Source organism: Nonomuraea sp. B12E4 (genome assembly GCF_039871825.1).
In the GTDB taxonomy this organism is placed as follows: Bacteria; Actinomycetota; Actinomycetes; order Streptosporangiales; family Streptosporangiaceae; genus Nonomuraea.
In genome coordinates this window covers 1-13,557 of record NZ_JBDPME010000016.1, presented here as the reverse complement: position 1 = coordinate 13,557, position 13,557 = coordinate 1, and the positions used below count along the sequence as shown (strand labels likewise).

The following is a 13,557-nucleotide window of genomic DNA, read 5'->3' as shown; positions in this document are numbered from 1 at the left end:
CTCATGAGCTCCCAAGGTGGGACCGCCAGAACCAAGGCGGTTTCGGGTAACGGACAGCAAGCGAAGAAGGCCAGCGAGACCGAGATCTTCAACGCCGTGGACGACGGTCAGGAGACCTCGCCCGCGCACAGCCGGCCCGTCCTGCCACAGGACGAGCCGGGCCGCACGGCATCGCCCGCGCCGACCCCTCCAGCTCCGGGCTCGGCGGCTCCGGAGGGCAACAACGAGACCGCCATCCACATCCGCCCGTCCTCACTGACCTCAGAGGCTCCGCCGGCCGTGGAGCTGCCCAAGAAGAAGTCCAACGCCGCCTCGGGGGGCCGGCTGCCCCGCAAGGCCCACCTGGTTCTGCGCCGCGTGGAGCCGTGGTCGGCCATGAAGTTCAGCTTCGTGGTCTCCCTGGTCTGCTTCGTGGTGCTGTTCGTGGCGGTGGCCGTCCTGTACGGCGTGCTCTCCGCCCTGGGAGTCTTCGACTCGATCGTGGACCTGGTCAACCAGCTCGGCCAGGGCGAGCAGGGCCAGAGCTCGATCCCGATCGACATCGCCTCCTGGTTCGAGCCGGTGCGCATCCTGGGCTACACGGCGCTGATCGGGGCGGTCAATGTCGTCCTGATCACGGCTCTGTCCACGCTGGGGGCCGTCATCTACAACATCGCCTCTGACCTGGTCGGAGGCGTCGAGGTGACCTTCAGCGAGGCCGAGTAGGCCGACGCTTGCGCCGTGCCGGCCGCTGCGGCACGGCGCAAGCAGCACGCCGGAGGCGGTAAGCTTTACCTCACCCGAACAAGCCGGTTCGCCTCAGCCTTGCGGATGCGATACGGTTCGTGGTGCGGCGGGGCTATAGCTCAGACGGTTAGAGCGCTTCCCTGATAAGGAAGAGGTCCCAGGTTCAAGTCCTGGTAGCCCCACAGTGTTTCACCAGCTCAAGGCTATTTCCTGAAGATCGGGAGATGGCCTTTTGATCGTTTGCCATCAATTTGCCACCAAGATCGTCCGTCACCAGGTGACATAGGTCGATCCACATCGGCACATGGCGTCATCGGGTTACCAGGTGCAAGGTCGCTGTGTGAACACACCGGGGTCGAGGGGGGCCGTTCTTGACCCCGAGACTGCAAGAGCCCTTCAGAATCTCAGCATCAGCACCGGCAGCCATCGTTGGCCCCGTCATGCCTGCCCGAAGTCGGTGCAGTGGGCGATTGTTGCATCGTCCGCCGCCACTGCGTGCTGTGCCTCCGCCTGCCGGACACGGCGAATGATCTCCTCCGGTCCGCTCGACGCCAGGATGGCCATAACCCCTGGCCAGTCGGTGAGCCCGAACCGGTCCACGATGCCGCTGGCGCCATTACTGAGGAGAACGGCGCCGACATGGGTCAGTTCGGAGATCGGACAATTTCCGGTGATGGCCATGTCTGCCGCTCGTGGGTCGTCCTTGGCCACCCAGAAGCCGCCCGGCTGGTTTCGGTTTGAGCGTAGGTTGCTGAGGATCCTGTTGTACTTGTCGCCATCTTCGGCGGCGGCCTTGAGCGCGGGCTCGTACGAGCGGCTGATCACCACCTCCCGGGGATCGGAGACGACGAGCGGCGCACCGCCTGCTTTGTCCAGTACGACGTACGCGTCGCCGAGCACCAGGTACTCGACGAGGCCATCGGACAGGCGCAGGATGGCGACCGCCGCCGACGGGCTTATGCGGTTAGCGACGTCGCAGGTGTCTCGATGATCGTCCGTCACCTGCTCGATGGCATCGGCAAGCACTGCCGGAAGGCTGCGATCTTGTGTGAGTGACAACAGGCCGAGGAGATTGCCTCCCAAACGGCTGGCATACCAGGCTACGCCGTGTCGGCAGATCGATTCCGTGCCGGAAATGCCGGCGCCGTCGGCTAACACCGCCGCCGTCGGCAAGACCCCAGTGAAATCTTCGTTCGCGCGGCCGGCCCGCCCCGCAGCCGCGCTCGCCATCGCCACCCGCATGTACTACCGCCGCTCTTCCGCCGATCAGATCATCCACCATAAACAAATCGCCGAGCCGCCTGGAACCACATCTGCGGGCCCGCGAACACGTCGGGTCCGCACTTCGGCCCTTGATCGATATCCGGCTACGTCATGATCCACAATGGGGTTGGTGTCCTGGTTCGGCAGTTCGTCGCCGTGTCAGGCGAAGCGCTCCGACAATCCCGGCAGGAGCACCACTCCTGGGAAACGATCAAAGAGGCCGCGGGAAGCGATCTTCCTAGCGTCCGCTCCACACCTGGTCAGTGCTATTCGTGAATACCCCAGGGGTGCAACACAGTTCGGCCGGACGCTCTCACTGCCAACCTCCTCTGAGCAGTCCGCCGTCTGCGGTGGCCTCCGCACACCAGCTGGCTGGCGACGGTGAACAGGCGAAGCCGTTGGAGCTAACATTCCACCTGGAATCCGGCGTCGGGGACCATGGTGCCCAGCAGGGTCGCGGGGGTCGTGCTGCATGGCGGGACCGGAGAGCAGGCCGACAAGGTTTCGGACAGGTGGGCGGTCGGGGACGGAATTCGACGATGAGCATCGGTCGTGATGTGTCGTACCGAACAGGGGGTGGGAAGCGTCCGGAGACCGGGTGCGGAGCACGCGGCGGCGGCTGATTCAGGAGGCTCTGGTGGCGTTGATCCTGGAGAAGGGGTGATGGCAGGATCCCTCTTCGCGCTCAGCACGGTCCTGTTGATGCTTCGCCGACGCGATGGCCAGCCGCCGGACGAGCACACCAGGGCCGAGACCGCCGCGAGTCGTTGATCCATGATGGGACATCCCCGTCGTCGGCGCTCACAGCCAGTCGTGTTCCCGCGCGTACCGCGCCGCTTCGTGCCGGGTCCGGGTCTGGGTCTTCTGCATCGCGTTCGAGAGGTAGTTGCGCACCGTGCCTTCCGCCAGGTGGAGCCGGGTGGCGATCTCGGCGGCCGAGTAGCCCTCGCCGGTAGCTCGCAGCACGTCGAGCTCGCGGTCGGTGAGCGGGCAGTCGTCGACGACGGCGAGGGCGGAGACATCGGGGTCGATCCATCGCCTGCCCTCGTGCAGAGTCGTGATGACCGAGACGATGTGCGCCGGTTCCGCGGACTTGCTGACGAAGCCCTGGACTCCGAGTTTCAGTGCCCTGCGCAGCACCCCGGGCCTGGCATGGCGGGTCAGCATGAGGATCACCTGCTCCGGCCGGGCCCTACGGATCTCCGCCACGGCATCGAGGCCGTCCATACCGGGCATCTCCAGGTCGATGACGAGCACGTCGGGCTGGTGTCGCAGCGTGGCCTGAACGGCGGCCTCGCCGGCTCCCGCTTCGGCGAGTATGGTGATCTCGCCCTCTAAGGGGAGCAGCGCCGCCAGTGCTTTGCGCAGGAGTGCCTCGTCGTCGGCGAGTACCACGGTGGTCATCAGTTGTCCTTCCCCGCTTCAGCGGGCAGTGTCCGAGCGACCGTCCGGGAATGCCGCGGCCGTCAGGAATCGCCCGTCCTTCTGCTCCACCGTCAGCTCGCCCCCGTTGCCCGCCACTCGTTCCCTGAGCGTGGCGAGCCCCCGCAGTTCGGGCAGCGGAGCCTCCTGTGCGCCGTCGTTGACGATGGCGATGCCCGACTCCGACAGGGTGATGCGCACCTGTCTGGCCTGGGCGTGTCGCAGGATGTTGGTCGTAGTCTCGCGCAGGACCTGGCCGAGCAGCTCGCCCGCGTGCGCGTCGACCTCGGCCTCACGGTCGACGCGAACGCGGATGCCCGCGGCCTCGAAGAGGTTCTTCGCGTTCTCCAGCTCCGCGGACAGGTTGAGCCGTCGTTGCGCGTTGGCGAGCTCCTTGGTCTGGGTGATGGTGTCGCTGACCAGGGTGTGCACCTCGCGTAGTTCCTGCTCCACCCGTTCGGCGTCGCTGTGCAGCAGCTTCTGGGCCAGCGTGATCTTCAGCTTCACCACGTGCAGCGTGTGGCCCTGGATATCGTGCAGATCGCTGGCGAAACGCATGCGCTCTCGGATGACGGCCAGCTCGGCTTCGCGTTCTCGTGCCTCCTCCAGCTCCGCCACGAGACCGTAGAACCTCTGGTTGGGGAACATGAGGCCGGTCAGCACCGCGGTGACGCCCGCGGGGACGATGACGTACTCGATCAGCACGCCGGAGAGATGTTCCTGTGTCACCAACAGCCGCGCCGCGCCTGTCAGGGCGACGTAGGCGGTCACCCCCAGGGCCGCCCATCCTCGGTGGCGCGGTAGCTGGGGGATGGTCAGGGGGCCCACGATCGAGATGCCGTAGAACGCCGTGTCATTGCCCGTCACCAGCACGCCTAGGGCCCATACGGTCGCGGCGACGATCAGGCAGGGGAGTGCGACGCGGGAGATGTCGCGCGCCGCCCACCATACGAAGGCCACCAGGGCCGCGACCACGCCCAGAGCCAGGACAACGGCCTGCCACCAGGTCCGGGCGTCCGTCGCCACCAGCAGCGCCCCCACGGCGGCGAGCAGCGGGAGGAACATGATGAGATTGAGCCTGCTCAGCCGTCCCTGCGTCGTCTCTGTGTGCCCGGACCTCGGGTGTGATCCTGCCCGAACCGCCTGGGCCGGTCCTCCCCCGGCCCGGGGGTCGTCAGGCCGGGCCGCGGGAGCACCGGAGCGCTCGCCACGATGGGGGCCGTCGCCGTCCACATCGGTCACCGGTTGGGCTCCGGCCACGGCTCCACGCCGCCGGGCGGGAGACCGGCACCGGGGTGGTGGAGGAACGCCGCGCAGGCCGCGAGGCAGACGGTCATGTTGATCGCTAGCGGAATGCGCGGGGCTTCGGTGTCCATGGGTGGCTCTCCGGGATCGAACAACAGAGTTTTTCCAGTATTCTTCCGGTTTCGTGGTGGCGCCAGTGACGCTGCGTCATGCTTTCCGGCAAGAAATGTCATGGCGAGGCCATGACGTGGTCGCACTGCCCGGTGAGCGCGGCGGCTGCTGAGATCGACGGCATGTCCTCGACACCGGTTATCGACGTTGAACGTCTGAACCTCACCTACGGCGACTTCCACGCCGTGAAAGACCTGTCCTTCCATGTGGAGCGCGGGGAGCTCTACGCGCTGCTCGGCACGAACGGGGCGGGTAAGACCTCGACCCTGGAGACCGTCGAAGGCCACCGCACCGCCACCTCGGGCGCCGTGCGGGTCTTCGGGAAGAGCCCGCGAGACCGGCGCGCCGTGCGGCCCAGGATGGGCATCATGCTGCAGGAGAGCGGATTCTCGCCGGACCTGACGGTGAAGGAGTCGGTCCGGCTGATCGGAAAACTCACCCAGCGCACCGACCGGGTCGAACGCGTCCTCGGCATCGTCGACCTCACCCGCAAGGCCGCCACCAAGGTGTCCCAGCTCTCCTGCGGCGAGAAACGGCGCCTGGACTTCGCCACCGCCGTGTACGGAAAGCCCGAGCTGATCTTCCTGGACGAGCCCACCACCGGTTTGGACATCCAGTCCCGAGACGATCTGTGGGACGTCGTGGGCAAGCTGCGCGAAGACGGCTCCACCGTCGTTCTCACCACCCACTACCTGGAAGAGGCGCAGCAGCGCGCCGACCGCATCGGCCTCATGCACAAGGGCGCCTTCTACCGGGAGGGGACCGTCTCCGAGCTGACGCGGATGCTGCCGGCCGCCATCCGCTTCCTTTTCGCGGACCCCGTCCCCGCGCTACCGCTGCAGGCCACGCGCGAGGGTGACGGGAAGGTCCTCATCGAGACCTTCGACCTGCAAAAGGACCTGCACACCCTGCTCCGCTGGGCGCAGGACCACACGGTGGAACTGCGGGAACTTCAAGCTGGACCGACCCGGCTCGACGACGTCTTCCGCGCCCTGGGCAGCGACTAGACCTGCTCCCGGAACTCTCCCCAGGACACTCCCGGAACCCTCCCAAGAAGAAGGACCTTCGCCATGTTCCCGATCGCTCTCAGTGAGCTGGTCCAGATCTTCCGGAATCGGCTGGTTCTGGTCACCAGCCTCATCATGCCCGCGGCGGTCAGCGCGCTCTTCATCTACCAGCACGAAGGCTTCGCGGCCCTGGGCAGCCTTGGATACATCGCGGCGGTGGTCATGTTCACCGTCGGGGCGTTCGGGCTCTACACCACCACGGTCACCACCCTGGCCTCACGCCGGCAGAACCTCTTCCTCAAGCGGCTGCGCTCCACCGCGGCCGGCGACGCCGGCATCCTGGCCGGGCTGCTTCTCCCGATCACCGTCATCTCGCTGGTCCAGGTGGCCGGGATCATGACCGTGCTGGCCGTGGTCACCGGCCGGCCGGACAACGTCCTCCTCCTGGCGGCGGCCGTCCTCGCCATGGTGATCATGATGCTCGGCCTGGGGCTGGCCACGGCGGGACTGACGAACTCTCCCGAGCACGCCCAGGTGACCACGCTGCCCATCAGCCTCGGCACCATCGCCGTGACCAGCTGGGTGGGGATCACCGGCACCGAGGAACTCACCCTGATCAAGCGGCTGCTTCCGGGTGGCTCGGCCACTGAACTGGTCCTCAACGCCTGGAACGGCGGCGTTCCCGTCACGGAATCCCTGATCCTCCTGGTGCCCACGCTGGGCTGGGTCGCCGTCGCCGTCGCGCTGGCCTCCCGGATCTTCCGCTGGGAGCCGCGCCGATGACGACACCCGGCGTGGGGTGTCCCTGGGCGCGGATGATGCAACCAACAGGGTGAGTGTTGTGGATCATTTGTCCTTCGATTCTGATGTGCTGTGACGGCACGGTCCCTCCTTTGTATTCAGACAAGCTCGGCCAGAAGCGAGACAACGCCACGCGGGCCCTCACCGCGGTGATGGGCGACCTGTACAAACCCCGGCCTGACGTCCTGAAAACGCATCGGCCACGCACCACCGGCGGGTCCAGAAGCCGCCTGGCGCCCGTTACCGGCCGGGCACACGCCGGACCCGGCGACACCCATCGAAACCACGAGAACAAGGAGTTCACCACCATGTCGGCTGATCATGTCGATCACCCGCAGCAGCCGGCCCCGACCGGCGCCACTTTTCCGGCGCGACCGGGCTGGCCCGAGATCGTGGTCGGCCTACTCGCGATGGCGGCCGCCACGGCCGTGGCTCCGTTCTTCGGCCCGCTGGGGCTCGGGTTGGACGGGGTGGTGTACGGGCTGACCCTGGCCGCCTGGTCGGGCATCGTCTGCCTCGTCGGCTTCGCCGCGGCCGCACGGATCCGCATCCGCTCCTGGGGCGTCTTCGGCGTGCGCCGCACCTCCTGGCGCTGGATGGGCATCGGCGTGGTCGCGGGCGTGGTCGCGTTCGTGCTCAAGGGCGTGGTGAACTATGCCGTCATCACCCTGCTCTCGTTCGACGCCGATCCCCAGGGCTCGTACTACGACGCGGCCGGCGGCGGCGTGCTGCCCCTGATCCTGACCTTCGCCTTCCTGTCCGTCCTCACCCCCATCGGCGAAGAGTTCCTCTTCCGCGGTGTCGTCACCAACGCCCTGCTGCGCTACGGGCCCGTCGTCGGAGTCCTGTCCAGCTCGGCGATCTTCGCCCTCTTCCACGGCATCAACCTCGCCATGACCACGGCGCTCGTGGTGGGCATCATCGCCGCCGAGGTGATGCGCCGCAGCGGGTCTATCTGGCCCGCGGTGGCCGTCCACGTCGTCAACAACATGGGCCTGCCGCTGTTCGTTCTGATCACCGGAAACACCGGATCTGCCTGATCATCACGTCAGTAACCATGGCTGCTTTTCGTTCGGATGTTCCATCCTCTGAGAAATCTCGCAGTTCAGGCGAACCGGAGGGTCGTCAGTTCCATGTGGGTGTGGGTCCTCGGGTTCGTCTCGACCGGCTTGACCTGTGGGTCTTCCCCATCGTGCTCGGCGTCGGCAAGAAGGTGTTCGACGGCGGTTAGGAGGCGCCAGAGGGCTCGTTCCCGTAGGGGGTGGCGGTTGCTGGTGAACAGCGTCTCCTGCCGGGGCCGCGGGATAGCGCGGTCGCCTTGGCGAGCAGTCGCGCGGCGCGTCAGGCGGGGTTGTCTGGGAAGAGGCCCGTCACCAGCGCAAACGCGGTGGTGGGTCTCTGCTGTTGCGTCCGGCCGCCGTGCGGCCATCACCGGTCTTCGATGGGTACGAGGCGTACATGATGACGGAGCGCAGTGGACCTGGTACCCGCCACCACCCCACTGGTCAATCAGTCGTCGGGGCCTTCCATCTCGCCACTCAAAGCTTGCACCGGGCCCCTACGGCCGGGGACTTGAGGTCGATGAGGTAGGCGGCCACGGCCTCGTTAATGCAGGCGTTGCCGGCCTGGAGGGTGCCGTGCTGCTCGCCCTCGACGGTGAGCAGGCTGCCGCCCAGCGCGTTGGCCAGGTTGATGCCGCCCTCGTGCGGCGTCATGGCGTCGCCCGTGACGGAGACCGTCAGCGTGTCGGGCAGGCCCTGGATGCCCGTGGCATATGGGTAGCCGAGCGTCGGCTTGACGGGCCAGTGCTCGCAGCCGTCGCGCGCCTGCTTGATCGGACGGCCGGGGTCGGTGAACGGCGCCACGTTGAATATCGCCCGGTTCATCGCGGTCTCCTGCTTCGGCGTGTGGCGCTCTTCGTCCAGGCAGTTGATCGTCATCGTGGCCTCGAGCGAGTTGGGGTAGACGCCGTCGGCGGTCCGCTCGTGGTAGATGTCGCGCAGCTTTCGCAGGGTGTCGCCCTTGCCGGCCTTCAGTTCGGCGATGCCCGCGATCGCGGCGGGCCAGATCACCTCGCCGTACATCGCGGCCGTCACCCCCTCGATCGCCTGCACGAACGTCAGCCGGAGCCCGTCGGACGTCGGTGCCGGCCTGTCGATCAGCGGTCGGACGAGTTTCTGGAAGACCTTGGTTGCGCGGTCGGGGTCGGTGCCGAGCGGGCAGTCCGGCTTGGTGGCGCACGACGCGGCCATGCGCTCGAACGAGCGCTGCATCCCGGTGTACTGCTGGACACGTCGCTCGTGGCTGCCCTTCAGCGGATCCATCGCCCCGTCGAGCACCAGCGCGCGGACCTTCTTCGGGAACATCTCCGCGTACACGGCGCCCAGCCGGGTGCCGTAGCTGGCACCCGCGAAAGAGAGCTTCTCATCGCCCAGGGCCTGGCGCAGCACGTCCATGTCCCGCGCGACGTCTCGGGTGCCGACGTGCGCGAGCACCTGCTTGCCGCCGGAGCGCTCGGCGCACTGCTGGAGGAGCCGGCGGGTCTCCTGTTCGGTCCAGTCGTCCACGCCGGCGGGGAACGAGGCGAACTTCGCGTCGCGCTCGCGCTCGGCGTCGGTGTAGCAGTCGAGCGCCGGCTTGGAGGCGCCGACGCCGCGCGGGTCGAACCCGACCATGTGGAAGCGCTCGGTGATCGGCGATGTCGCCCACCCAGCGGCGGTAATGGCGGCGTGCTCCGTGCCAGGGAAGCCGGGGCCGCCGGGGTTCAGCAGGAGCGAGCCGATCGGATCCTTGCCGCGCGCGGCCACGCGCAGGACCGCGATCTCCGCCTGCCTACCCTCCGGGTTCTGGTAGTCGAGTGGCACCTTGAGCCGCGCGCACTCGGCTTTGACGGCCGGCGCGCCCGGCGGCATCTGCGGATCGCAGGGCTTGAACGCCAGCTTCTGCCCGTAGAAGCGGTCCAGGCCGGTGCCGGGGGAGGCTGGTTGCTGACCGGCCTGGAGAGTGTCGGCCCGCCCGCCTGCGCAGACGCTGAGCAGCAGCGTCAGCGCCGCGGCGCCCATGACGACGGCCGGTGTCGTGCGATATGGCATGTGCTTTGTCCCATTGTCGGAGTGATGGGTCAACTGGGGATGAGGGCCGGGCGGGCTCACGTCCGGTGCGCGGCACCGCCCAGGGCGTGGACGTGCATGCGTTAGAGCACGTCGAGTTGCCGCGTACCGCCCGAATGCCGACGAGCATGGTGCCGTCGGGAGCCGCCGAACTGGCGGCGGCACGCTCGTGTTCGACTTCCCGAGCCTCCGTCGCCGGCCCGGGAAGTCGAACGCGATCAGGACCTTGGCCCGAGTCGCGGCCATGATCGCGTGCTATTGCGTCTCTGGCCGTGGCCGGCGCTACCCTTCGGGAACGGGCGGGCTCGCCCGACTGTGCGCGGCGCGCGGACCGTTCTCGGAGGGTGCTATCGCGAGGGCTGGCCCTGGACGTCAGGAGCCCAGCTGACGCTGCACCGCCTGGGCGTCGATCAGATAGTTCATCTCATAGAAGCGCCCATCGCGGACCTTGTGGAAGGAGTACTCGGCATACTCGACCGTGGCGCCGGTGGGGGTCACGCCGAACCACTCCTTCGCGGGCGTGCCCTTGTTGAACAGACGGGCCGCCACGCGATCACCGTCGATGGCGACGTCCTTGACCCGCCAGGTGAAGTCCGGCACGGCATCGCCGTGCCCCTTCAGTTCCGCGATCACGTCGTCCCGCGTGACCGGCTGGCCGTTCTCGATGAGCTCGTCGTGAATGAACTCGGTCATGCGGTGAAACTCATGAGCGTTGAGCGCATCGATGTAGCGCTGGAAAAGTTCGCGCAGTTCAGTATCGGACATGATGGCCTCTCCGTCGCCCTGGATCGAGGGTTGCGTACTCGGATGGGGATGATGTGCGACGCCCTCCCACGATCTCGACGTGGCGGCCGTCGCCGAAGGTAAGAACTCGACTGCAAGTACTTCTATTCTAATCGGTACAAAATCAGACGGGGCACGGTGATGTCCCGTCATGGACGCAGGCGTCTGAAGCAGCGCAACTACACCTCTAGGTCGCGCCCGTCAGCTCTCGTCACACCCCCGCGAGCGTGATGAGGAGCGGGACGAGCAACGCGGTTGCGTTGTTGGCGCCGGAGGGACGCCTCCTACAAGCGGTAGCCGCCGGTGGCGTCGATGACCTGTCCTGTGATCCACCGGGCGTCATGGGAGATGAGGAGGGCGACGACGTCGGCGACGTCGTCGGGCTCGCCGATGCGGCCGAGGGCGTTCTGCGCGGTGATGGCCGCGATGAGGTCGGGGTTGCCGCGCAACCAGGAGGCGTTCATGTCGGTGTCGGTGGTGGCGGGGACGACGGCGTTGGCGGTGATGCGGCGGGGGCCGAGGTGCTGGGCGAGGGGAAGGGTTAGGGCGTCGATAGCGCCCTTTGTCATGGTGTAGCCGATGATGTCGGGGAGTGCGACGCGGGTGGCGGCGGAGGAGATGTTCACGATGCGCCCGCCGTCGGCCAGGCGAGGCAGGGCAGCCTGAATGATCAGGAACGGCGCGGTGGTGTTTATCTGCTGCTGGCGGATGAAGTTCCCGGCATCGAACTCCTCGATGGTGCCGTGCAGGGCGACCCCGGCGTTATTCACCAGCACCCGCACGGGAGCATCGCGCAGCGGGCCCGCAGCCGCGTCGTAGGCGGCCCAGAACGCGGTTCCGGTTTCGGGTGCCGCCAGGTCGGCGGCGAAGGAGAACGCCGCGCCGCCGACCGCGATGATCTTTTCGACGACGCCGGCCGCGGCGGCCGAGTCCTGGCGGTAGTGAACGGCGACGGTGTACCCGTCGGCGGCGAGACGGCCGGCGATGGCCGCCCCGATGCCACGGCTGGCGCCGGTGACGACTGCGATGCGGTCGGACTCATGAGTGTTGAGCGCCTCGATGTTGCGCAGGCCGGTGTCAGACATGATGGCCTTTCTGTCACCCCGGATCGGGGCTGTATTCGGGTGTTGATGACTCGCGACGCCCTTCCACGCTCTGGTCGCGGCGGCCATCGCCGAAGAAGACAACTTCGGCCCTGCGATTTCTATTCCGAGCGGTACATAAGTCGGCATGCCGCTCCGAGACGCGGCATCGCAGCAGCGTCAGTGCAGCGCGCCGGTTGGCTCGCCCGGCGTCGCACGGACATGCGCCGGGCTCCATGACCCGGAAGGAACGGGCCCCGCAGTCCTCCCGCGCTGCACTGCCGACGCGCACGCGCCAGCGGGTCTCCTCACGCCCCGGCGAGGGCGACCGCCGCGCTCACGACGACCGCGATGGGCGACAGCAAAGGCCGCGAGCGCGCGGATGCGGATGAGCACGGCGGCCGCGAAGGCGATGAGGCCCATCGCACCCGATACGACAAGCCCCACGACGCCGGCCACGGCAGCGTTTTCGATGAATGGCAGCAGCACGGCCACGAGGACGAAGGACACCACGTAAACCCCGCCACCAGCCAGGATCTCGGGCTATCCTGGCGCCTTCGGCCGGGTGCGTCTCGTCGAGGTTTCGTCAGGTGTGTCGACGGTCATGGTCTCTCCTCTGTCATTCCCGCGTTGGTCTTTCGACAGGAGAAACCATGTTGTCGGGACACGGTCAAACCTTCGCTCGCATGGCGAGTTCAGCGTGAGCGCGTCAACGGCCGGCCTGGCGGGGCGTCTGCGCCGGATCCGGTCCGGGGCCATCGACCTCGTACTGGCTGGCGATTCGCTGACCGCCGTCGTGTTTCGGCTGCCGTTCGACCGTGGCGGGACCACCTGCCACCGCTGTGATGACTCAGCCCCGGTGTAGAGACTCTGGAGTCGCACGCCCGCTATGGTTGCCAGCTACGCAGCGCCGTGTCGGCGATCTCCTGGAGTTCGTCGTGACCGAGGCCGCCGGCGGCCTGGACGGCGATGCCGAACGCCACCGTCATGATGTATCGGGCCAGTCGCACGGGGTCGGCGTCGCGCGGGAGGTCGCCCTCGTCGACGGCGCGCTGGAAGCGCTCCTCAAGGCGTAGGCCCGCATCGTTCCGCCAGCCGACGAGCAGATCGTGCGCGGGTCGACTTCCATCACTTGACGCCAGCGCGCCCTGCACTGTCAGGCATCCAGGATGGCCTTCGGAAAGGGTCGTGGTCCGAACCGCTCCACGCAGGAGCGCCTCGGCCACCCCTCGTGCGGTCGGCTCCTCCAGGGCACGCGTCGCGTAGGAGGCCGGCCCCTCGGCGTAGCGCTCCAGCGCCCTGCGGAACAGCTGCTCCTTGTTGCCGAAGGCCGCGTACATGCTCGGTTTGGTGATCCCCATGGCCCCGGTAAGATCAGAGAGGGTTGCCCCCTCGTATCCCCGCTTCCAGAACACCTGCATGGCGCGCTCCAGCGCCTCGTCGATGTCGAATTCCCTCGGCCGGCCCATGACAGTACTCCGGGAATCACTCATGCCACAATTGTACTCCTCGGTACTGATCGGCACTGAGCATGCTGGTCATGGCATCGCCGCGACGTTTTCATCGGACCAGCGCCGCTCGCGCGCATGAAAAACTCGCCCGCAGGCGCGGCCGGTCATCAGGTCCTGACCAGGTTCGGCCTCCAGCCAGATGGGTGCCCGCGCGGAACCGCCGACGCAGGCGCTTGTCCTCAGACAGAGCAAGGGCCAAATCCAGGACCAGCGAGCGCTTGGTGTGTATGCAGGTTGTTGGGTGACGGATGGCCACGCCCGCCGATCCGCCGGTGCCGGAGAGGCGGATCAGCGGCGCCGGCCCACCGCCGTGCCATCCGTGAACCGGTTACCAGGCGCCCACCACGAGGCGTCCACCGACGGGGTCGAGGGAGAAAGGACCCGAGGAGGTGTACCACCTACCGGCATAGGCGCCGCCGTTCTTCCACACATGGAA

General features: G+C 67.4%; 12 protein-coding genes and 1 tRNA gene. 5 read left to right on the top strand and 8 right to left on the bottom strand.

Annotated elements, in window-relative coordinates:
- Positions 1-3: 3 nt before the first annotated feature.
- Positions 4-705: a DUF3566 domain-containing protein gene (locus ABGB18_RS30350; RefSeq protein ID WP_347699051.1), complete on the top strand. Its 702-nt coding sequence runs from the start codon at positions 4-6 to the stop codon at positions 703-705.
- 129 nt (positions 706-834) lie between these two features.
- Positions 835-908, top strand: a tRNA-Ile gene (locus ABGB18_RS30345).
- 256 nt (positions 909-1,164) lie between these two features.
- Here the strand turns inward: ABGB18_RS30345 and ABGB18_RS30340 are convergent.
- The 4 genes from ABGB18_RS30340 to ABGB18_RS30325 form a co-directional block, all read right to left on the bottom strand.
- The gene (locus ABGB18_RS30340; protein WP_347699050.1) at positions 1,165-1,968 is read right to left on the bottom strand and encodes an integrase; all 804 of its coding nucleotides are present in this window, start codon (positions 1,966-1,968) and stop codon (positions 1,165-1,167) included.
- 822 nt (positions 1,969-2,790) lie between these two features.
- A complete protein-coding gene (locus tag ABGB18_RS30335) occupies positions 2,791-3,393 on the bottom strand; it encodes a response regulator transcription factor (RefSeq protein ID WP_347699049.1) in 603 nt (200 codons plus the stop codon).
- Positions 3,394-3,411: 18 nt separating this feature from the next.
- On the bottom strand, positions 3,412-4,476 hold the full coding sequence (locus ABGB18_RS30330; protein ID WP_347699048.1) for a histidine kinase: 1,065 nt from the start codon (positions 4,474-4,476) through the stop codon (positions 3,412-3,414).
- Between the two features lie 173 nt (positions 4,477-4,649).
- A complete protein-coding gene (locus ABGB18_RS30325) occupies positions 4,650-4,787 on the bottom strand; it encodes a hypothetical protein (protein ID WP_347699047.1) in 138 nt (45 codons plus the stop codon).
- A gap of 162 nt (positions 4,788-4,949) precedes the next feature.
- On the opposite strand from ABGB18_RS30325, the gene ABGB18_RS30320 reads away from it, so the two are divergent.
- From ABGB18_RS30320 to ABGB18_RS30310, 3 genes are all read left to right on the top strand, one after another.
- Positions 4,950-5,834, top strand: a complete 885-nt coding sequence (locus tag ABGB18_RS30320; RefSeq protein WP_347699217.1) for an ABC transporter ATP-binding protein — start codon at positions 4,950-4,952, stop codon at positions 5,832-5,834.
- A gap of 63 nt (positions 5,835-5,897) precedes the next feature.
- Positions 5,898-6,617: an ABC transporter permease gene (locus ABGB18_RS30315; protein WP_347699046.1), complete on the top strand. Its 720-nt coding sequence runs from the start codon at positions 5,898-5,900 to the stop codon at positions 6,615-6,617.
- A gap of 326 nt (positions 6,618-6,943) precedes the next feature.
- Entirely contained in the window at positions 6,944-7,675 is a 732-nt protein-coding gene (locus tag ABGB18_RS30310; RefSeq protein ID WP_347699045.1) for a type II CAAX endopeptidase family protein, read from the top strand.
- A gap of 498 nt (positions 7,676-8,173) precedes the next feature.
- Here the strand turns inward: ABGB18_RS30310 and ABGB18_RS30305 are convergent, their stop codons facing one another.
- From ABGB18_RS30305 to ABGB18_RS30290, 4 genes are all read right to left on the bottom strand, one after another.
- Positions 8,174-9,727, bottom strand: a complete 1,554-nt coding sequence (locus ABGB18_RS30305; RefSeq protein ID WP_347699044.1) for an alpha/beta hydrolase — start codon at positions 9,725-9,727, stop codon at positions 8,174-8,176.
- Positions 9,728-10,117: 390 nt separating this feature from the next.
- Complete coding sequence (locus ABGB18_RS30300) at positions 10,118-10,510, bottom strand: ester cyclase (protein ID WP_347699043.1); 393 nt, start codon at positions 10,508-10,510, stop codon at positions 10,118-10,120.
- Between the two features lie 302 nt (positions 10,511-10,812).
- Positions 10,813-11,700, bottom strand: coding sequence for an SDR family oxidoreductase (locus tag ABGB18_RS30295; RefSeq protein WP_347699042.1), 888 nt, complete (start codon positions 11,698-11,700; stop codon positions 10,813-10,815).
- Between the two features lie 797 nt (positions 11,701-12,497).
- Complete coding sequence (locus ABGB18_RS30290; RefSeq protein ID WP_347699041.1) at positions 12,498-13,103, bottom strand: TetR/AcrR family transcriptional regulator; 606 nt, start codon at positions 13,101-13,103, stop codon at positions 12,498-12,500.
- Positions 13,104-13,557: the final 454 nt, after the last annotated feature.

Coding starts and splice junctions, on each gene's coding strand:
- ABGB18_RS30320 (WP_347699217.1), top strand. CDS start 4,950: ATGTCCTCGACACCGGTTATCGACGTTGAACGTCTGAACCTCACCTAC.
- ABGB18_RS30330 (WP_347699048.1), bottom strand. CDS start 4,476: ATGTTCCTCCCGCTGCTCGCCGCCGTGGGGGCGCTGCTGGTGGCGACG.
- ABGB18_RS30305 (WP_347699044.1), bottom strand. CDS start 9,727: ATGCCATATCGCACGACACCGGCCGTCGTCATGGGCGCCGCGGCGCTG.
- ABGB18_RS30335 (WP_347699049.1), bottom strand. CDS start 3,393: ATGACCACCGTGGTACTCGCCGACGACGAGGCACTCCTGCGCAAAGCA.
- ABGB18_RS30295 (WP_347699042.1), bottom strand. CDS start 11,700: ATGGCCGCCGCGACCAGAGCGTGGAAGGGCGTCGCGAGTCATCAACAC.
- ABGB18_RS30350 (WP_347699051.1), top strand. CDS start 4: ATGAGCTCCCAAGGTGGGACCGCCAGAACCAAGGCGGTTTCGGGTAAC.
- ABGB18_RS30310 (WP_347699045.1), top strand. CDS start 6,944: ATGTCGGCTGATCATGTCGATCACCCGCAGCAGCCGGCCCCGACCGGC.
- ABGB18_RS30325 (WP_347699047.1), bottom strand. CDS start 4,787: ATGGACACCGAAGCCCCGCGCATTCCGCTAGCGATCAACATGACCGTC.
- ABGB18_RS30300 (WP_347699043.1), bottom strand. CDS start 10,510: ATGTCCGATACTGAACTGCGCGAACTTTTCCAGCGCTACATCGATGCG.
- ABGB18_RS30340 (WP_347699050.1), bottom strand. CDS start 1,968: ATGCGGGTGGCGATGGCGAGCGCGGCTGCGGGGCGGGCCGGCCGCGCG.
- ABGB18_RS30290 (WP_347699041.1), bottom strand. CDS start 13,103: ATGAGTGATTCCCGGAGTACTGTCATGGGCCGGCCGAGGGAATTCGAC.
- ABGB18_RS30315 (WP_347699046.1), top strand. CDS start 5,898: ATGTTCCCGATCGCTCTCAGTGAGCTGGTCCAGATCTTCCGGAATCGG.